Here is a 20,081-nt window from a genome sequence, read left to right as displayed (position 1 = left end):
TGTGCGGCACGGGACTTGTTGCCGGCGCTTTGCGCCAGCGCCGCCTTCAGTTGCGCCGCCGAATGCGAAGCGGCCGGTGCATAGGGCCTGACCGCCATGGCCGCCGGCGCTGGCGGTTGCATGTCGGGCGCGGCGTGCGGCGCTCGCGGGGCACTTGGCCATTCCGGTGCCCGACGCTGATCTCGGTCCTCGTACCTGCGTTTGTCAGGCAGGAAGCGCGCAATGTCATGGGCATCCAGGATGGGATGTTCCGCCAGCAGGATCACCCGCTCGATCAGGTTGGACAGCTCGCGGATATTGCCCGGCCATTCCTGCTGCTGCAGCAGGTCCAGCGCATCCTGGGACAGGTTGACGTTGCGCTGGTGCGCCTGGTTGATGTGATTGAGGAAATGCAGCACCAGCGCCGGAATGTCCTCGCGCCGCTCGGCCAGCGAGGGCAGATGGATGGGGATCACATTGAGCCGGTAATACAGGTCCTGGCGGAAGACGCCCTCATCGACGCCGCGCGCCAGATCCCGGTTGGTGGCCGCGACCAGTCGCACGTCGATGGCGATCTCCCGTTTGCCGCCCAGGCGGGTGATGGTCCCTTCCTGCAAGGTACGCAGCAGCTTGGTCTGCATCGCCAGCGGCATTTCGCCGATCTCGTCGAGGAAGATGGTGCCGGCGTTGGCCTGCTCGAACCAGCCCGCGCGCGCGCTGGCAGCACCGGTAAAGGCGCCGCGTTCGTGTCCGAACAGTTCCGACTCGAACAGGGTGTCGGGAATGGCCGCGCAGTTGATCTTGATGAAGGGCTTGTCGCGCCGTGGGCTGGCCAGGTGCAGTGCTCGTGCGAAGAGTTCCTTGCCGGTCCCCGATTCGCCCATGAGCAGGACGCTGGCGGTGGCGTCTGAGACCCGTTCCAGTTCCGAGATCGCCTTCAGCAGCGAAGGTGCCGTGCCGACGATCCCATAGCGGGTGGCCTCGGCCTGCAGGGCCTTGGTCAGGATTTCGTTACGCTGCTCCAAGACCTTGGTCTTGGCCAGCAGGCTCTGTTGCAGCTGCAACAGCTGGCCCGCCAGCGTACTGAGGATGCGCAGCACCGTCAGGTCGTCGCTGAGCGTACGCATCCGTGTGCGGATGCGGTGACAGGCCATCACGCCCACGGTCTGGCGGTCGATCGTGATGGGCATGGCGATGAACGAGACCGGGCCGGGCGGCAGATCCTCGCGCGGCACTGCGCGCAGCAGGAAGCGTGGTTCCTGGTCGATGTCCTGGACGATGGTCAGTTGCCCGCTCTCCAGCACTCGCCCGGTCACGCCATCGCCCGGCTGGTACACGCCGCGTGCCATTTCCTTGCGCGTCAGTCCGTAGGCGTAGCGGATGCGCGCGGTGTCGCTGCCCTCGTCGCGCAGGACCACCCGGCCCCGGTTCAGCCCCAGCAATTCGGAGAGCAGATGCAGCATCTCGCGCAGCACCACATCCGGTGAAAGGCTCTTGCCGACCAGGGACATGACCTGCTCGAACAGCAACATTTCCTGCTGGCGCCAGAACGAAGGGGAGCTGCCTGCATCGGCGTCGATTTCTGTATCGGGTGTCATGGGCGTGCGCGGGGAAGGGTGGCGGGCTCCCCTGATTATCGGGACGAATATCGCCAATGTCTACAAATTGTAAACATTGTTGGACATTCTGCGAACCTGGGGTGTGCCACCGTAAATCAATATTTATGATTTAAATCAATGACTTAACTTGATTTTTCGGATTGGCACAGCTTTTGCGAATAGGGAGAGGCCGGAGGCGCAGACCTCTGGCTGGCACGGCGCCAAAAGCCGTCATTTTTCCCTAGGAGCCTTCCGTGACTACCGCCACTCCCCAGACTGTCAAGACCTATCTGCGCCCGATCGATCGCGACGGACTGCTGAAATTTGCCGAACAGGGGCGTGACAACCCCGCGCGTCGCGGCACCAACAAGGTCCATACCGTGGTCGAGGGACAGTACCGCACCTTGAGCTATGTCGGTAACCACACTGCGGTGGTGGTCGACGAGCCGCTGCACCTGTTCGGCGAAGACACCGCGCCGGCGCCGGGTGAGATCGTGCTGTCGGCACTGGGTGGTTGCCTGGCCGTGGGGATCACCGCCGTGGCGACCTGGAAGCAGGTCAAGCTGTCGCGCCTGGAATTGTTCGTGGAGGGTGACATCGGCAATCCCGCCGCATGGGGTGCCGGTGGTGCGCAGATGCAGCCGCCCGAGATGGGGTTCCAGCAGATTCGCGTCAAGGTGCTGGTGGAAGGCGATGCCAGCCGCGAAGAACTCGAGGAGATCGTCAAGCACGCCAATTTCTACTCGCCCGTGGCCAACACCATGCGCAATCCCATCCCCTTCAGCATCGGCCTGGCCGACTGATTTGACCGCGCCCGCCCAGCCCACCGAGGAGAATGTGATGACCACCGTAGATATCCGCAGTGCGCAACTCGATCCGGCCCTAGGCGATGCCGCCGTGTTGGCCGCCGTGGCCGGCGTCGCTGGCGGGCAGCTGGCGCCGCTGGCGACCAGGATCGACCATGAAGGCCACTATCCGCTGGAGGTCATGGCTGCGCTGGGGCGCGCGGGCGCCTTCGCCGGTCATCTGCGGCGCAACGGCGAGCGCTACGGACTGGCGCTGGGCAGCATGCACGAGATCAGCCGCCATTGCGGTTCGACCGGCTTCCTCACCTGGGCACACGATGTCTGCGGCCTGTACCTGGAGCAATCCGGCAACCCCGCCCTCGACGGCCAACTGTTGGACGACCATGTCTCCGGCCGCAGCTTTGGCGGCACCGGTCTGTCCAATCCCATGAAAGCCTTCGCCGGGATCGAGCGCATGCTCCTGCGCGCGCGCCAGGTACCCGGCGGTTACCGGGTCAGCGGTGCCTTGCCCTGGGTCAGCCATATCGGGCCGGGCCAATACTTTGGCGCGATTGCCTCGGTCTATCGCGATGACCAGTCGCATTCGCATGACATCATCTTTCTGGTTCGCTGTGACCGACAGGTGGTGCTGCGTCAATGTCCGGAGTTTTCCGGGATGGAAGGCACCAGTACCTGGGGTGTGCGCCTGGAAGACTACTTCGTCGGCGAAGACAACATGATCGCCGATCCCGCCCGCCCCTTCATCGAAAAGATCCGCGCTGCCTTCATCCTGCTGCAGATCGGCATGGCCACCGGACTGATCCAGGGCGCGCTCGATTCCATGCGTGATGTGGAACCGCTGCTGGGCCACGTCAACCAGTTCCTCGATGACCGGCCCGATGAACTGGAAGCCGAATATCTCGAACTGGCCGGTCGTGTCGCCAGGCTCACCGGCTCGCCCTTCGACGGCAGCAAGGACTATCTGCTGGACGTGCTCGACGCCCGCGCCCAGGGGGCCGAACTGGCACTGCGCGCGACCCAGTCGGCCTTGCTGCACCAGGGCGCGCGCGGTTACCTGATCAACTCCGCGCCGCAACGCCGGGTGCGGGAGGCGCATTTCGCTGCCATCGTCACGCCCGCCATCAAGCACCTGCGTTCCGAAATGGCACGCCTGTCCCGCGACGAGGTGCCGGCATGAGCCTCGCGGTGGTGAAGTGGCGCCAATACCTGTGTCGCGCCTGCGGTCTCATCTACGACGAACAGCTGGGCGATCCGGATAGTGGCCTGGCACCTGGCACGCGCTTCGAAGACATTCCCGACGATTGGGTCTGCCCGCTGTGCGGTGTGGTCAAGGCCGACTTTGAACCCTATGCGCCGCAGCTGGTTGGCAGCACCCCGGCGCCGGGCACCGCGAAGTCGCTGCCGGTGCACCGGCGCGGCGTGGTCATCGTCGGTGCCGGCATCGCCGGGTGGTCGGTGGTCGAGGCACTGCGCAAGCTGGATGCCGCGCTACCCATCACCCTGGTGACCGCCTGCGCCGGTGATCGTTACCACAAGCCGGAGTTGTCGATCGCATTGAGTCGCCGGCTCGACCCCGTCGCCCTGGTCCGCGAACCGGCCGCCGATGCGGCGCGGCGCCTGGGTGTGCGACTGCTGAGTGCGACCCATGCCATCGGCATCGCCCCGGGGCTGCGGCAACTGCGGACCACGCGCGGTACGCTGCGCTATACCGACCTGGTGCTGGCCCAGGGCGCCAAGCCCTTTCTGCCGGCCGAGGTGCCTGCGGCGCTGTGCTGGCGCGTCAATGACCTGGCCGGCTGGAGCGGCCTGCAGGCGCGCCTCAGTGGCGGCGCACGGCACGTGGCCATCATCGGCGCCGGCATGGTGGGCTGCGAACTGGCCGAGGACTTCGTCCGTGCAGGACATCAGGTCAGCCTGCTCGACCTGGCCCCGCTCCCCCTGGCGCAACTGCTGCCGGCGCAGGCCGCCGCGCGCATGCACGCCAGCCTGCAGGCGCAGGGCATCGCCTTCTACGGACAGGCCCGGATCAGCCACATCGGCGGCAGCGCGCAAGGCCTCAAGGAAATCCGCAGCGCCGATGGCCGCAGCGTGCGCTGCGACGAGATCGTGGTCGCCAGCGGCCTGCATACCGATGGTCGACTGGCGCGCGGTGCCGGCCTGGCCTTCGAGCGCGGTATCGCGGTCGATGCCACCACCCTGCGTACCAGCGCCGAGCACATCTATGCGCTGGGAGACTGCATCAGCATCGCCGGCGCACCGTGTCGCTTCATCGAACCGCTGGCGCGGCAGGCGGCGGTGATCGCTGCCGGCCTGCTCGGCCTGCCCGCAGCGCAGTACGAACACCGGCCGCCGGTGATCCGGCTCAAGACCAGAGCGCTGTCGGTGGTGCTGCACGGTCAGCCCCACGCCGATGGTCGATGGCAGGTGCTGGAGGACAGTCCCGATGTCCTGCGCATGCAGCAGCACCACCAGGACAGCGTCGTCGCCGCGCTCGACATGAGCGTGCCGCGGCAGCGGCTGGCTGCCTGATAGCACCGTTGCACTGTTGATCCGCCATTCTTTTACATCTAGCCAGGGGCCTTGCATGACCGATGACAATCTCTATCGTCCGTATTCCATCGATACCTCGTTGAGCCGCTGTTCATGCGGCCAGCACGCCTCCGAAGAGGAGCATGCAAGCCAGGCCGCGGCCGCCCGGGCTGCCCGCGCCACCGATGTCGAAACCCTGTCGTGCGACTTCGTCGAAGCCGCTGCCGTGCGTGCCCTGTTTCCGCAGGATGCCACGCGCCGCAAGCTGATCAAGGCGATCGGCTCCCAGGCGCTGATGGCCGCGGTGGCCTCGGTGCTGCCCCTGGCCAGCCTGCAGGCGCAGGCGCTGGAAAAGAAGGGCAGCCTGGAAAAGAAGAACCTCAAGATCGGTTTCATCCCCATCAATTGCGCCACACCGCTGATCATGGCCGACCCGATGGGCATGTACCGGGAACAGGGCCTGGAGGTCACGCTCAGCAAGACCGCCGGCTGGGCCCTGGTGCGCGACCAGATGATCAATGGCGAACTGGATGCCTCGCACTTCCTGGCGCCCATGCCGCTGGCCATCTCCGCCGGGCTGGGGGCGGCACCGCAGCCGATGCGGGTGGCCATGATCCAGAACATCAACGGCCAGGCCATCACCCTGGCGCTGCGGCACAAGGACAACCGGGACCCGCGGCAGTGGAAGGGCTTCAAGTTCGCCATCCCCTTCGAGTATTCGATGCACAACTTCCTGCTGCGCTACTACCTGGCCGAGCATGGCATCGATCCCGATCGCGATGTGCAACTGCGGGTGACGCCACCGGCGGAGATGATCGCCAACCTGCGCGCCGGCAACATCGACGGCTTCCTCGGCCCCGATCCCTTCAATCAGCGTGCGGTGTACGACCAGATCGGTTTCATCCACCTGCTCACCAAGGACATCTGGAACGGCCATCCCTGCTGTGCCTTTGGCACCACGCAGGCCTTCATCGACCGCAACCCCAATACCTTCGCGGCGCTCTACCGGGCCATCCTCAACGCCAGCGCCATGGCGCACAAGGCCGAGAACCGGCCCGCCATCGCCCGCGCCATCTCCACTCCGGGCTATCTGAACCAGCCGGAGACAGTCGTGCTGCAAGCCCTCAGCGGGCGCTATGCCGATGGCCTGGGCAATGTGCGCAATGAACCGGAGCGCGCCGATTTCGATGCCATGCCCTGGTACTCGATGGCGACCTGGATGCTGACCCAGATGAAACGCTGGGGTTACATCAAGGAAGACATGAACTATCAGGCCCTGGCCGAAAAGGTGTTCCTGCTCACCGATGCACGCCGCCAGATGAAGGCGCTGGGCATGCCGGTGCCGGCGGCGGCCAGCAGCGGCTACCCCAGCTTCAGCATCATGGGCAAGACCTTTGACCCGGCCCATGCGCAGGCCTACCTGAACAGCTTTGCCATCAAGCGCGGCTGAGCGCGACGAGGACCGACCATGAACCATCAACTCAAACTGCGCGCCGCCCTGCTATCGGTGTTGCTGCTACTGCTCCTGCTGGGCATCTGGCAACTGGCGACCTTGCCGCGTGCCTCGGCCCCTTCCGCCACGACCACCCTCAGCGCCAAGGACGCCGAATACGCGGCCCTGATGGGGCAGGCACCGGCTGCGGGTGGCAACGCCCCGGCGAAGATCGAGGGCTTCCCCACGCCGGGGCAGTTCCTGGGCATCGCCGCGCGTCACCTGAGCGATCCCTTCTACGATCATGGCCCCAATGACAAGGGCATCGGCATCCAGCTCGGGCATTCGCTGCTGCGCGTGGCACTGGGCTATCTGCTGGCCATGCTGGTGGCGATCCCGCTGGGCTTTGCCATCGGCATGTCGCCCCTGCTGTATCGCGCCATCGATCCCTTCATCCAGGTGCTCAAGCCGATCTCGCCGCTGGCCTGGATGCCCATTGCGCTCTACACCATCAAGGATTCTTCGGTCTCGGGCATCTTCGTCATCTTTATCTGCTCGGTATGGCCGATGCTCATCAACACCGCATTCGGCGTGGCCGGCGTACGCCGCGACTGGCTCAACGTGGCGCGTACGCTGGAGGTGTCGCCACTGCGCAAGGCCTTCCTGGTGATCCTGCCGGCCGCCGCGCCGACCATCATCACCGGCATGCGCATCTCCATGGGCATCGCCTGGCTGGTCATCGTGGCCGCCGAGATGCTCATCGGCGGCAATGGGCTCGGCTATTTCCTGTGGAATGAATGGAACAACCTCTCGTTGTCGAACGTGATCTTCGCCGTTCTCGTCATTGGCGTCGTGGGCATGCTGCTCGACGTCCTTTTCGCCGCCCTGCAGAAGAAGGTGACCTATGCTGAATGATCGCTCCCGGGACGCTTCCCGTTCCTCCGCCAGCCGCCCCTTCGTCCAGGTCGATGGCCTGTCCAAGCAGTATCGGCCCGACTTGCCGCCGGTATTCCATCAGGTGCAGTTCGGCATCGAGCGCGGCGAGTTCATCTGCATCATCGGCCACTCCGGATGCGGCAAGAGCACCATCCTGAATGTGCTGGCCGGGCTGGAGGCCGCCACCACCGGCACCGTCATCATGGACAACCGCGAGGTGGTCGGACCGGGTCTGGACCGGGGCGTGGTGTTCCAGAGCCATGCCCTGCTGCCCTGGCTGAGCGTGGAAGAGAACATCGCCTTCGCAGTGCGTTCGCGCTACGCCGACTGGAGCCGCGACAAGGTGGCGGCCCACGCTGCGCGTTTCATCGAGATGGTCGGCCTGTCGGCCGCAGCCAAAAAGAAGCCTGCCGAGCTTTCCGGCGGCATGAAGCAGCGCGTCGGCATAGCCCGCGCCTTCGCCATCGAGCCCAAGATGCTGCTCATGGATGAACCCTTCGGCGCGCTCGATGCCCTCACGCGCGGCGTGATCCAGGATGAACTGCTCAACATCTGCGAGGCGACGCAGCAGACCGTCTTCATGATCACCCACGACGTGGACGAAGCCATCCTGCTTTCCGACCGCATCTTCCTGATGAGCAACGGCCCCAAGGCGCGCATCGCCGAGATCGTGGTCAACACGCTGCCGCCGCAGCGCACCCGCGCGACCATCCATCGCGATCCGCAGTTCTATCGGATCCGCAACCACCTGGTCGATTTCCTGGTGCACCGGTCCAGGACCGTGCAGCTGTCCGGCGACGTCTCGGAACTGGCGGTCACGCGCATCGTGCGTCCCGGACTGGAGTCCGATGCTGTGAGCGATATCCCGGCCGATCTTGCGCCCGCCGTGCAGATATGCGCTTCGGCGTGAAGCCACCCTTCATTTTTTCAACCCGTCAATTCGGAGCCAGCAAATGATTTCCAGTCGTGAAGAAGTAACCAGAATGATCCTTTCCGCCAAGGTGAGCAAAGGCATCAAGTGGAGCCAGGTCACCCAGGCCACCGGCCTGTCCAAGGAATGGAGCACGGCCGCCTGCCTGGGGCAGATGACCCTCGACAAGCCGCAGGCGGAAGCCGTGGGCAAGCTCTTCGGTCTGTCCGACGAAGCCATCGCGTGGTTGCAGATCGTGCCCTACAAGGGCTCGCTGCCCACGGCCGTGCCGACCGACCCGCTGATCTATCGCTGGTACGAGATGGTCAATGTCTACGGCACCACCATCAAGGAACTGATCCACGAAGAGTTCGGCGACGGCATCATGAGCGCCATCGACTTCAAGATGGACATCCAGCGCCAGGCCGATCCCAATGGCGACCGCGTGAACGTGGTCTTGTCCGGCAAGTACCTGCCGTACAAGACCTATTGAATCGTCCGCGCCGACGCTGACACTGGCATGGTCTCTTGGGGCCACGCCGGCTTGCCCCAAGAGACCGTGCCAGGGCTGCAGTCGGCGGCAGGCCTGCCTGACGATTCCTCCGTACACTTTCTGAGCCGATACCCATGAATGCCAGACTCGAAGGGGTGTGCTATGCCCCCGTCAATGTATTGTCCATACGCAGTCGCCTGGATTTCAAGAAGACCCATGGCCTGCTGCTTGCCTTGCTGCGCGATCGCGGCATCGCGCTCTTCGCCGATATCGACCAGCAGGCCGCAGCCGCGCACAAGGGCCTGACACTGCGTCCGACCCGGGTGCTGCTGTTCGGCAATCCGGTCGTGGGCACACCCATCATGCACAGCAATCCGCGTGCCGCGCTGGAGTTGCCGCTGAAGGTGGTGATCTGGGAAACCGCCGACGGCCGGACCTATCTGGACTATGCCGACCCCAGTGACGCACTGCGGGCCGACTACGAGATCAGCGAGACGCTGCTGGCGCCGCTGATGGCGGTGCGCAAGCTGCTGTGTGCATTTTCCGATATCCAGTGAGCGGTCACCGCGCGGGCGAGCCGTGCTGGTGCCGCTGCTTCATGCAGAGACAGAGATGAAATTACGATTCCAAAGCCAGTTGATGCTGGTGGTGCTGTCGGTGGCGCTGGCCTCGACCCTGGTGATCGGCGCAGTGGCCGCCTTCCAGGTCAATTCGGCAGAAAGCGGCAAGGCCCTGCAAGGCGCCGCCCAGCAACAGGAAATGCTGGTCGAGGCCGCGCGCAGCGCTATGGCGCAGATCGCTTCGGACGCCCGCTTCGTGGTGATGACTCCACCTTTCCAGGGCGCGCTCAGGGCGCTGGCCCATGGCGGCATCGATCCCGCCGACCAGAGCAGCCAGGCCCAGTGGGCTGCGCGCGGCGAGACCAATCTGCGCGGCCTGATGCGGGTGCGACCGGCCTATGACAGCGCCATCTTCATGGCTGCCGACGGCCGGGTGCTGTTCGCCGCCGCCCGCGAGGCGGGGGGCAAGGTGGCAGCCCCTCCGGTACCGGCGCTACGGCAACGGTTCCTCGGGGCCGACGATGTGCGCTTCTATGGACGGCTGGCGGAGGGCCAGGTCGATGCAGCGGTGCCAGTCATCCAGGATGGCCAGCACGTGGGCACGCTGGTGCTGAGCATGAAGTCGTCGGTGATCCTGCGCCCCACTGCCGATGTGAGCGCCGCGCTCTATGATGCCGCCGGCACACCGGTGGCGCGCATGGGGGCCGATGCTGCGAGCGTGCCGCAGCCGGGCGCCGATGCTGCCGCCTACCTGCGGCCCGGCGCCGGGTCAGGACGCTTCCAGGCCGCCAGTCGCTTCGATCACGGCGGGCCGGCCGGCAAGGGCTGGTGGCTGATGTCGGACCTGCCGCTGCCGCCACCCTCGCAGGCCCTGAACCAGCTGTTGCTATGGCTGATCTGCAGCACCGGGGTCATCGTGGTGTTGGCCTTCGCCGTCACGCGCATTGTCATGGGCCGTCTGGTACAGCGCTTCCTCGGTGCCGAACCGGAGGCGCTGGCCGCCATTGCCCAGGCCGTCGCCGGGGGCGACCTGAGCCAGGCGCAGCAGGCCGGCAAGGTGGCCGGCGGCAGCGTGCTGTATTCACTGTTCGAGATGCGCGGCCAGCTGGCGACCATCGTGCAACGGTTGCGCGCCATGGCCAGCGACATCGACCAGGCGTCGCAGGAGATCGCCAACGGCAATGACGAACTGTCGCGTCGCACCGAGCTGACCGCCGAGCGACTGCAGCAGACGGCCGCAGCCATGGAGCAGGTGACGGTCGCTGTGGGGCAGAGCACGCAGGCCGCCTCGCGCGCTCACGCCCTGGTGTCTTCGGCCAGCGGCGTGGCGCAGCAGGGCGGCACGGTGGTGGGCGAAGTGGTGCAGACCATGGACGCCATCAACCAGAGTTCCAAGCAGATTGCCGACATCATCGGCCTGATCGATGGCATCGCCTTCCAGACCAATATCCTGGCGCTCAATGCGGCGGTGGAGGCGGCCCGTGCCGGCGAGCAGGGACGTGGATTTGCGGTGGTGGCCGCCGAAGTGCGTTCGCTGGCGGGGCGCTCGGCCGAGGCCGCCAAGGAAATCAAGTCGCTCATCGTCAATTCGGTCGACATGATCGAAAACGGAGCGCGCCTGGCGCAGGACGCCGGATCGACCATGACTGAGATCGTGGCCGAGGTCAGGCGCGTGAGCGAGATCACCGAGGAAATCCTGCGCTCGGCACGCGAGCAGGACATGGCCATCGCCGATATCAGCCAGGCGGTGCAGGAGATCGATCATTCGACCCAGCAGAACGTGGCCCTGGTGGAAGAGTCGTCGGCCACTTCCCTGGCCCTGAAGCGACAGTCGCAGCAGCTGGCCGGCGCGGTCGCCGGTTTCGTGCTGGAGGCGCGGCCCGGTCTGCGGAGCCTGCCGCTGATCGGATAAGCCGGTCATGGGACGTGGGAGTCCCTTTCAGGAAGACCGGTGGCCCCGGTGCGGCCGGTCTTCCCCTTTTCACCTGTCGCCGCCCGCAGTCGCGCGACCACCGGAACGGAGCAGTTCCATGAATGCCAAGCAGACGACGGCAGAACACTTCGAGCGCGATGTCCTGGGCAGCGGCAAGCCGGTCCTGGTCGACTTCTGGGCGCCGTGGTGTGCTCCTTGCCTCAGCCTTGCGCCCTGCCTGGATGCCATTGCCGGTGAGCATCCGGAAAAGCTGGCGGTCTACAAGGTCAACGTCGATCAGTGCATCGGACTTGCGCAACGCTATGGCGTGTCGTCGATTCCGGAGCTGAAGGTGTTCGTCGATGGCAAGGTGGTCAAGTCCTTCGGCGGTGCCATGTCCAAACGTTCGCTGGAGGTCCAGCTGGCGCGCTGGCTCTGGTAGGTCTGGCAGGCCGCAGCGTCAGGAAGCAGCGTGCCCGTATCAGGCATGCATCCGCATGGCGCGCGTATCCCGCGTATCCCTTGTCCTGTCAAACGGGAAATTAAACCATTTCTCGTGCCCAGCTTCCATGTTGTATGACGTCCCGTTCCCGCTATAGTCGATCCCGACGATAGAACATGGACGAACAGCGTCGCTAAGCCCTGTGCGGGCGGCGGCGGAACCGACAGACGACAACGACTGCGCAATGATGAAAAACAACGCGATGGACTACCTGCCGCGCATGGTGATCTTTTCCCGGGTGGTGGAACTGGGCGCTTTTTCCAAGGCGGCCCGGGAACTGGGCCTGACTTCCTCCTCGGTGAGCCAGCATATCAGTGCTCTGGAAACCATCCTCGGTACCACGCTGCTGCACCGGACCACCCGCAAGCTCAGTCTCACCGAGGCCGGCCAGTCCTTCTACGCCCATTGCGCGCGCATCGTCGCGCTGGCCGACGAGGCCCGGCAGAATACCGAGAGCCTGCACAATGAGCTGGTCGGCGAGTTGCGTATCGCCGCTTCCAGCTTCATGGCTTCCGAATACCTGGTGCCGGCCCTGGAGGATTTCATCCGTGACCATCCCAGGCTGCGCATCAACATCGACGTCAACGACCATAACGTCGATCTGATGGACAAGAACGTGGATCTGGCGTTGCGTGTGGGCAAGACGGCCGGCACCGACGATGTCTACCTGGCGCCCCTGGAGGCGGTCCTGTGCGCGGCGCCGTCCTATCTGCAGGCACATTCCCCGATCCGCAAGCCGGAAGACCTGCTGCAGCAGCATTTCCTGTTCTTCACACCGCACGGAACCAGCGTCGAAGTGACCCTGCGCGACCGCGGCGGGCAGTGCATGCAGATGCGCCTGACGCCACGCATCACTGCCAACCATGCGCGCTCACTGCGGCGGCTGGCCCTGCAAGGACACGGGGTGGCACGCTTGCTACGCAGCAAGGTGCAAGCCGATCTCGATGCCGGCCGGCTGGTGCTCGTGCTGCCGGAGTGGAGCCTGGAAGGCTACTGCGCCTTCCTCACCACCAAGCATAGGGAACCGGTCCCGCAAAAGATCGTGACCTGTATCGAACAGATACGCGCTTATTTCCGGCGTCGCCATCCCGGGGCTGTCGAAGCGTCGCGCCCGGGCTGATCGCGCGCTTGCTCGCGGGCTACTGGCGCGGCATCTGATGCCGCCAGCATGGCCTGCAGTGATTCGAGCACCAGGCCGTGGCTCCTGAGCCAGTCCTGGCCGCTGCGTTCGATGATGCTCTCGTGCTGCTCCGGATCGGACAGGTCGATGAGCTCGTACTCCAGCACCTCCATCGTGCTGCTGGTGGTGAAGGCCTTCACCACCGGGCGCGTCAGATCCCGGTGGTTCTGTCGGATCACCAGCGCCGTGCGTCCCGATTGCAGGGTGACGATGGAACCCAGCGGATAGATGCCCAGTGTCTTGACGAATGCAAGGAAGATGGCGCGGTCGAAGTGGCCCTGCCAGGAGGCCATGCGCGAGAGGGATTCGGCCGGGTCCCAGGCGCTCTTGTAGGGGCGGTGCGAGGTCACTGCATCGTAGACGTCGCACACTGCGGCCATGCGCGCATACAGGCTGATCTGCTGGCCTTGCTGACGGGTCGGATAGCCGGAACCGTCGATCTTCTCGTGATGGTGCAGGCAGACGTCGAGCACATAGTCGGGCACGCCCATCAGGCCGCTCAGATAGGCGTGACCCAGGGCGGGATGACGTTGGATGATCCTGTACTCCTGTTCGCTCAGGCGGTCCGGCTTGTTGAGCAGGTCGAGCGGGATGAAGGCTTTGCCGATGTCATGCAGGTAGCCCGCCAGTCCGGCCTGCTGGCAGGCCGTGTCGTCCAGTCCCAGCGTGCGGCCCAGCGCCACCATCATGGTGCAGACCGCAATCGAATGCAGGTAGGTGTATTCATCGGCGCGCTTGAGGCGCACGATGCCCAGCAGGGCATCTGCATGGTGTGCCACCGAGGTGGCGATCTGCTCGACCAGCTCCTTGCATTTCTCCACGTCCAGCGACTTGCCCAGGCGCGCCTGGCTGAAGACTTCCTGGGTGGTCTGCCGGGCATGCTCGTAGAGCCGCAGCGCATCGGCGAGGTGGGCGTCGCCACTGTCGTCGTCTGCCGGTGTGGCCGCAGCCGGCAATGGCGCCGGCTCATCCTCGCTCATGATGTCGCGGCCCCTGGCGGTATCGATCCAGCAATACTGCTGGCCGGTACGCTGCGCCAGGCGGATTTCGTTCTCCGAGCGGATCAGGAAGCTGGCGCGCCAGAAAGGAGAGGCAATCCATGCGCCGTCGAAGCCTGAAAAATACATTCCCGTGCTGAGCTGGTTGACATGGATTTTTTTCAGGCGGGTCATCGGTTCCGTTCGAGGGGGCAGGCGGGGGCAGGGCAGCGAGGATTTCGCCACAATGTATTACATCCCGGAAAAATTGATTAGAGGCCTGTCATTAAAGAGTGTGCTCATGGATTCGCAGCAATCCCCGGCCGCCCCGGACCCAGCCTGTCATGGCGCCCATTGTTAAGCTGGATTAATGAGTTCATTCGCAAAACGGTGGCTAATCAAATGTGGTGAGTTGTAATACATTAGCCCTGCCGATTCCCGTCGGTGCCGTGTCGGGGGGCACGGCGGGCGCAAGCCCACACCGGCGGAGTGCAGTCATGGAGGGGGTTTCCGGCTGCACCCCGAGCAGTTCAGAGGAAGGGAACGATGCCGACAATCGCAGGATGCACCGTGACTCTGGACTTCGGGACGGTCGTCAATGGACAGGTCAGGCATCTGCTCGGCATCGTGACCGACATTGGCATGCAGCGGCGTTGCCGACCGGCGAAATGCCGGTTTGCATGAGAAAAAAGCGGGCATACCTCAGAAATTATCGTTTTATTCCTCCCCTGCGCTGCCGTTACCATGAGGCTATCTCATTGTCCCATGGTCAAAGGCAAGCAAATGACGACTTCCGCGCAAGACAGCAACCTCTACCAACTCCTGCTTTCCCATTACGGTGACCAAGCCATTGTCGAGCGCCAGTTCGTGCGGCTGGAGGTCCCGGTATCCACCCTGAAGCCAGCCGGGCAGGAGGTGTCGCGCCTGGAGCTGGCGCAGGCACTGAACATGCTGCTCTTCGAACAACTGCTGCAGCAGGTCGCCAGCGGCCGCGACTATGTGGATGATGCCGAGCGCGACGGTGTGAAGATCTGTTTCGACCACGGTGCCGTGCGCACTGTACGGCGTGGCCGCGACAGCGGCTTCCCCGATGGCGAAACCCTGTTCACCAAGGTCTTGCTGCCGCTGGGTTACCAGCAGAGCGGGACCTATCCGCTGGCCCGCATCAAGATGACCGGCCGTGTCTATACCCACGCGGATGATGCCGAGAACATCGCCCAGTTCTTCGTCAGCGAACTGCATCCCGAGCAGTTCTCGCCGCAGTTCCAGCAGACCGTAGAGGCAGTGCTGGCCAGCTCGCGCAACCCGCTCTCCGACGAGGTGCTGGCGCTCCTGGGCCAGCTGGAAGCGCAGGGCAGGCTGGCGCTGGACCAGGCCAAGCGCCTGCTTCCCGCCATGCTGGCCTGTTTCGCCCGTCACCATGATCTGCCCACCGTGGCGCAATACGAAACCCTCAAGGCCGAGTCCGCCGAGATGGCCTGGATCTCCACCGAAGGCAATGCCTTCAACCACGCCACTGACCGCGTGGGCGATGTGGTCGCCACGGCCGAGCGCCAGCGCCAGCTGGGACGGCCGATCAAGGATCAGGTCGAGGTCTCGCGCAATGGCCGCGTGCGCCAGACCGCCTTCCGCGCCGTCAAGGTCGATTACCAGATGCAAGGCGAGGATGGCCAGCCGGTTGCCATGACGGTGCCCGGTTCCTTCTACGAATTCATCTCGCGCGATCACTACCTGGACGAGGCCGGCCAGCGCAAGCTGGACCTGACCTTCGACAGCGGCAACGCCCAGGGCATCTTCAAGATGACCGCAGCGGTACCGGCCGGCGACGAGGCAGGCAGTGTCTGCTGAACGGGCGCTGCAGCAGCTGCAGTCGCTGCTGGGCAGCAGCGGCCTGATCACTGCCGCCGCCGAACGTACGCCCTATGAACATGGCCCGCGCTATGGCGCCGGCCAGGCGCTGTGCGTGGCGCGTCCCGCCGATGTGGCCCAGGCCGCCGAGCTGATGCGCCTGTGCGCCGCCGAGGGTGTGCGGTTGATACCGCAGGGTGCCAATACCGGGCTGGTCGGCGCGGCTTCCCCGGATGATTCCGGCCTGCAGGTGATTCTCAGCATGGAACGCATCCGCGGCGTGATCGATATCGATCCCGTCGATGGCGTGATCCAGGCCTGGGCCGGTACCCGGCTGTCGGACCTGAACCAGGCGCTGGCGCCGCATGGGCTGTGCTTTCCCATCGATCTCGGCGCGGACCCGTCGGTGGGCGGCATGCTGGCTGCCAATACCGGTGGCGCACGCCTGATCCGTTACGGCGATGTGCGCCACAACACACTGGGCCTGCAGGCCCTGCTGATGCAGCCCCCCGGCGAACTGCTGGAGATGGGCAATCGCCTGCACAAGAACAATACCGGCCCCGACTGGAAGCAACTCTTCATCGGTACCGCCGGCAGCTACGGCATCGTCACCCAGGCGGTGTTGCGCGCCCATCCGCTGCCGCGCCAGCGTGCCACGGCACTGGTGGTGCCTGCGTCGCTGGAGGCCGGTCTGCGCCTGCTGCAGGATGCCCAGGCGCAGTTCGCCGATTTCCTGACCGCCTTCGAAGGCATTTCCCGCAATGCGCTGGCCTCGGTGCTGCGCCATCTGCCGCAGCTTGTCGCACCTTTCGATCCCTTGCCGGACTATGCCTTGCTGGTCGAAGTCAGTTCATCGGCTGAAGCAGGCGAGCACTTCGATCTGGACAAGCTCTTCATGGCCTGGCTGGAGCGCCATTTCGACGACGCCATCGTCGATGCCGTGGTCGACAAGCCCGATACCCTCTGGCGCCTGCGCCACGCCATCAGCGATAGCGTCAAGCAGGAGGGCAAGATCGTGGCCTTCGATATCTCAGTCTCGCGCTCGCGCCTGCCGGCCTTCCGTGCCGAGGCGCTGGCGCTGGTGGAGCGGGATTTCGCGGGCGCCGACGTGTATGACTTCGGTCACTGGGGTGACGGTGGCGTGCACTTCAACCTGGCCATCGCTCCCGCCGCGCAGCCGCAGTTCCCGGCTGAACGCATTGAGGCCCTGCGTACCGCCCTGTATGACCTGGTGGTGCAACGCTACCAGGGCAGCTTCAGTGCGGAGCATGGCATCGGGCCATTCAACCAGCACTACTACCAGCGCTATACCCAGCCCGCGCAACGCGCGCTGGCGGCGCGGGTGCAGCCGGTGTTCGATCCGGACTGCCTGCTGGGCAATACGCGTTTTGCATGAGACCGTCCCGCCCGGCCGCGCTGCAGCCAGCGCTGCTACCACTGGCATGAGCGGGGCTGGTCGCGCTGGAGGGGAGGGGGCGGCTTTTGCTATAGTGCGGGGTCATTTACCCAGCGGAACCCGTCCCATGCGCCGTTTCATCCCGTCAACGTCATGCCTGATCGCCTTTGATACCTCGGCGCGGCACATGTCGTTTACCAAGGCGGCCAACGAGTTGCACATGACGCAGGGGGCGGTGAGCCGGCAGGTGGCGATCCTGGAGGACTACCTCAACGTCAAGCTCTTCGAGCGCATCAACCGCCGACTCATTCTCACCGAGGCCGGGCGCGACTACGCGGCCCAGGTCTCCACCATCCTCAAGCAGATCGAGATGGCGACCTTCCAGGTGATGACCTACAACAGCCTGGCCAGCGTACTGAACCTGGCCATCCTGCCGACCTTCGGCGTGAAGTGGCTGATCCCGCGCCTGGCCAAGTTTTCCGCCGCCCATCCGGATGTGCTGCTCAACCTCAGTACCGAGGTCTTGCCCTTCGATTTCAGTACCCGCCAGGTGGATGCCGCCATCCACTTCGGCGAACCCGACTGGCCCGATACGGTGATGGTGCGGCTGATGGGCGAAGAGGTGGTGCCGGTCTGCAGCAAGGCCTTGAGCGAGCGCATCCACGCGGTCGAAGACCTGGCCAACGTCACCCTGCTGCAGCACACCACCCGCCCGCAGGCCTGGCAGGACTGGTTCCGCCATGTTGGCGTGGACTGCCCCAATGCCTTGTCGGGGCCGCGCTTCGAGCAACTGGCGATGGTCATCCAGGCGGCCGTCGCCGGCATGGGCGTGGCCTTGATGCCCAAGTTCATGGTCGAGACCGAGATCAGCCTGGGCCAGTTGCATGTGCCGTTCCCCTTCGCGGTCAAGAGTCCGCAATCCTATTACCTCGTCTATCCCGAGAAGAATGCCGGCAAGGCCGCCATCCTGAAATTCCGCGAATGGCTGCTGGGCGAAGCGCAGGGCGGTTGAGCCCTGAGGCCGGTACGGCGCTGCATTGCTTCGGTGCGCATGGCTGCGGGCCATTTGATCTCCAGGCTGACTAAAACTCATGGCCGATGGTCGTCAGGCCTGGGCCGGGAGTGAGGGCGCCCAGCTTGCGCGGGGCGCCCGGGCAGGGCTGGCCGGATTCTGGTCGGCAGGGCGCTATCCCTCTATCAGAAAGGCTCTCGGCGTAAATGCCCGTGATGCGCCGCACCATCCTCGCGCATCCTCGCGGATTATCGCGCGCCACGACGGTGCATTCCAAAAACTCATGATGTCGTGAAATTTTTTGGTTTTAAGAATTGTCCTGGCTGTCCTTATACTCCACCGTTCCAGACCCATCCCACTCCACTTTTCAAGGGAATTCCATGTCTTCTCCACGCATCTTCTCCACCCTGGGTGCTGACCTCTCGGCCTATGCCGGCAACGATCTGGTGATCCGTTCGCCGCGTGATGGCGAGGTCATCGCGCAACTCAAGGCGCAGACGCCGGCCGACGCCGAGGCCGCCATCACCGGCGCGCACAAGGCCTTCCTGGCCTGGCGCGAAGTACCGGCCCCGGTGCGTGGCGAACTGGTGCGCATGCTGGGTGAAGTGCTGCGCGAGCACCGCGAGGAACTGGGCGCGCTGGTGACCCAGGAAGCCGGCAAGATCCTCTCCGAAGGACTGGGCGAGGTGCAGGAAATGATCGATATCTGCGACTTCGCCGTGGGCCTGTCGCGCCAGCTGCATGGCCTGACCATCGCCTCCGAGCGTCCCGGTCACCGCATGATGGAAACCTGGCATCCGCTGGGGGTGGTGGGCGTGATCACCGCCTTCAACTTCCCGGTCGCGGTGTGGGCCTGGAATGCCGCGCTGGCCCTGGTCGCCGGCAATGCCGTGGTGTGGAAGCCGTCGGAAAAGACGCCCGTCACCGCGCTGGCGGTACAGGCCATCTTCGAAAAGGCGGTCGCGCGCTTTTCGGCGCAGCGCCCCAACCTGGTCCCGGCCGGCCTGTGCCCCTTGCTAATCGGCGGCGCCGATCTGGGCGAGAGCCTGTCGCGTTCGGCGCTGGTGCCGCTGGTGAGCGCCACCGGCAGCGTGCGCATGGGCCGCAAGGTCGCCACCGTGGTGGCCGAGCGCCTGGGTCGCAGCCTGCTGGAACTGGGCGGCAACAATGCCATGATCGTCGCGCCCTCGGCCGACCTCAACCTGGCGCTGCGCGCCATCACCTTCTCCGCCGTGGGCACGGCCGGACAGCGTTGCACCAGCCTGCGCCGCCTGTTTGTCCACAGCAGCATCCATGACCAGGTGGTGGCGCAGATCAAGCGTATCTACGCCAGCGTCAAGGTCGGCGATCCGCTGCAGAGTGACACCCTGGTCGGCCCGCTGATCGACAAGGGCGCCTTCGATGCCATGCAGGCTGCGTTGCAGCAGGCGCGCGCACAGGGTGGCGAAGTCACCGGCGGCGAACGCGTGACGGTGATGGGCGAGCAATCCTGGTACGTGCGTCCGGCCGTGGTGGCCATGCCCGGCCAGACTGCCATCATGCATCACGAGACCTTCGCGCCCATCCTCTACATCGTCAAGTACGAAGAGCTGGCCGAAGCCATCGCGCTCAACAACGCCGTGCCGCAGGGCTTGTCCTCGGCTATCTTCACCAACGACATGCGCGAGGCCGAACTGTTCGTCTCCGCGGTCGGTAGCGACTGCGGCCTGGCCAACGTCAATATCGGCACCAGCGGTGCCGAGATCGGTGGCGCCTTCGGTGGCGAGAAGGAAACCGGCGGCGGCCGCGAATCGGGCTCGGACGCCTGGAAGAACTACATGCGTCGTGCCACCAATACCATCAACTACAGCAAGACCCTGCCGCTGGCGCAGGGCGTGAAGTTCGATATCGACTGAGTCACCGGCGGCCGCCCTCCACGGCGGCCCGCGCAGGGCCTGAAGCGATAACAGCAATAACAGCAACAGCGTCAACAGCAGCAATAGCGACAGCAGCGACAGCAGCAACCACGCCG

17 protein-coding genes are annotated in these 20,081 nt (G+C 65.0%); 15 read left to right on the top strand and 2 right to left on the bottom strand.

The genetic code is table 11. The annotated features are described in order from the left end of the window. Positions 1-1,577 (bottom strand): sigma 54-interacting transcriptional regulator (locus tag VE092_RS05920; RefSeq protein WP_324874799.1); only part of this gene is annotated, 1,577 nt, incomplete at its 3' end. 254 nt (positions 1,578-1,831) lie between these two features. Here VE092_RS05920 and VE092_RS05915 point away from each other — a divergent pair. The 11 genes from VE092_RS05915 to VE092_RS05865 all read left to right on the top strand — a co-directional run bounded on the left by VE092_RS05915 (position 1,832) and on the right by VE092_RS05865 (position 12,777). Continuing rightward, positions 1,832-2,380, top strand: coding sequence for an OsmC family protein (locus VE092_RS05915; RefSeq protein ID WP_324874797.1), 549 nt, complete (start codon positions 1,832-1,834; stop codon positions 2,378-2,380). A 37-nt stretch (positions 2,381-2,417) separates the two neighbouring features. Beyond that, on the top strand, positions 2,418-3,560 hold the full coding sequence (locus VE092_RS05910) for an acyl-CoA dehydrogenase family protein (RefSeq protein WP_324874795.1): 1,143 nt from the start codon (positions 2,418-2,420) through the stop codon (positions 3,558-3,560). After that, positions 3,557-4,912, top strand: a complete 1,356-nt coding sequence (locus tag VE092_RS05905) for an FAD-dependent oxidoreductase (RefSeq protein WP_324874792.1) — start codon at positions 3,557-3,559, stop codon at positions 4,910-4,912. Before VE092_RS05910 ends, VE092_RS05905 begins: the two co-directional genes overlap by 4 nt. Positions 4,913-4,967: 55 nt before the next feature. Then, positions 4,968-6,362 (top strand): CmpA/NrtA family ABC transporter substrate-binding protein, encoded by a 1,395-nt coding sequence (locus VE092_RS05900; RefSeq protein WP_324874790.1) that lies wholly within the window; start codon positions 4,968-4,970, stop codon positions 6,360-6,362. A gap of 18 nt (positions 6,363-6,380) precedes the next feature. Then, the gene (gene ntrB, locus VE092_RS05895) at positions 6,381-7,259 is read left to right on the top strand and encodes a nitrate ABC transporter permease (protein WP_324874788.1); all 879 of its coding nucleotides are present in this window, start codon (positions 6,381-6,383) and stop codon (positions 7,257-7,259) included. Further along, positions 7,249-8,190, top strand: a complete 942-nt coding sequence (locus VE092_RS05890) for an ABC transporter ATP-binding protein (RefSeq protein WP_324874786.1) — start codon at positions 7,249-7,251, stop codon at positions 8,188-8,190. The genes ntrB and VE092_RS05890 overlap by 11 nt, the downstream gene beginning before the upstream one ends. 43 nt (positions 8,191-8,233) lie before the next feature. Beyond that, positions 8,234-8,683, top strand: coding sequence for a cyanase (cynS, locus tag VE092_RS05885; RefSeq protein WP_324874783.1), 450 nt, complete (start codon positions 8,234-8,236; stop codon positions 8,681-8,683). A gap of 134 nt (positions 8,684-8,817) precedes the next feature. Next, positions 8,818-9,240 carry a DUF302 domain-containing protein gene (locus VE092_RS05880; RefSeq protein WP_324874781.1) on the top strand — a complete coding sequence of 141 codons (423 nt, stop codon included), beginning with the start codon at positions 8,818-8,820 and terminating at the stop codon, positions 9,238-9,240. Positions 9,241-9,295: 55 nt separating this feature from the next. Beyond that, entirely contained in the window at positions 9,296-11,155 is a 1,860-nt protein-coding gene (locus VE092_RS05875; protein ID WP_324874779.1) for a methyl-accepting chemotaxis protein, read from the top strand. Between the two features lie 118 nt (positions 11,156-11,273). Beyond that, positions 11,274-11,597, top strand: a complete 324-nt coding sequence (trxA, locus tag VE092_RS05870) for a thioredoxin (RefSeq protein WP_324874777.1) — start codon at positions 11,274-11,276, stop codon at positions 11,595-11,597. A gap of 247 nt (positions 11,598-11,844) precedes the next feature. Next, the gene (locus tag VE092_RS05865) at positions 11,845-12,777 is read left to right on the top strand and encodes a LysR family transcriptional regulator (protein ID WP_324874801.1); all 933 of its coding nucleotides are present in this window, start codon (positions 11,845-11,847) and stop codon (positions 12,775-12,777) included. On the opposite strand, the gene VE092_RS05860 is transcribed toward VE092_RS05865, so the two are convergent. Further along, positions 12,726-14,009 (bottom strand): HD-GYP domain-containing protein, encoded by a 1,284-nt coding sequence (locus VE092_RS05860; protein WP_324874775.1) that lies wholly within the window; start codon positions 14,007-14,009, stop codon positions 12,726-12,728. The two genes, VE092_RS05865 and VE092_RS05860, sit on opposite strands and share 52 nt — an antisense overlap. 588 nt (positions 14,010-14,597) lie before the next feature. Between VE092_RS05860 and VE092_RS05855 the strand changes: the two genes are divergently transcribed. The 4 genes from VE092_RS05855 to VE092_RS05840 all read left to right on the top strand — a co-directional run bounded on the left by VE092_RS05855 (position 14,598) and on the right by VE092_RS05840 (position 19,965). Beyond that, positions 14,598-15,662 carry a DUF1338 domain-containing protein gene (locus VE092_RS05855; RefSeq protein ID WP_324874773.1) on the top strand — a complete coding sequence of 355 codons (1,065 nt, stop codon included), beginning with the start codon at positions 14,598-14,600 and terminating at the stop codon, positions 15,660-15,662. Further along, a complete protein-coding gene (locus tag VE092_RS05850; RefSeq protein WP_324874771.1) occupies positions 15,652-17,058 on the top strand; it encodes an FAD-binding oxidoreductase in 1,407 nt (468 codons plus the stop codon). The genes VE092_RS05855 and VE092_RS05850 overlap by 11 nt, the downstream gene beginning before the upstream one ends. A 127-nt stretch (positions 17,059-17,185) precedes the next feature. Next, positions 17,186-18,070: a transcriptional regulator GcvA gene (gene gcvA, locus VE092_RS05845; RefSeq protein ID WP_039876716.1), complete on the top strand. Its 885-nt coding sequence runs from the start codon at positions 17,186-17,188 to the stop codon at positions 18,068-18,070. Between the two features lie 380 nt (positions 18,071-18,450). Further along, entirely contained in the window at positions 18,451-19,965 is a 1,515-nt protein-coding gene (locus tag VE092_RS05840) for an aldehyde dehydrogenase family protein (RefSeq protein ID WP_324874767.1), read from the top strand. Positions 19,966-20,081: the final 116 nt, after the last annotated feature.

Origin of the sequence: Herbaspirillum sp. (assembly GCF_035644555.1) — a bacterium.
Lineage (GTDB): Bacteria > Pseudomonadota > Gammaproteobacteria > Burkholderiales > Burkholderiaceae_D > Herbaspirillum.
This window is presented reverse-complemented; position numbering and strand designations above follow the sequence as displayed.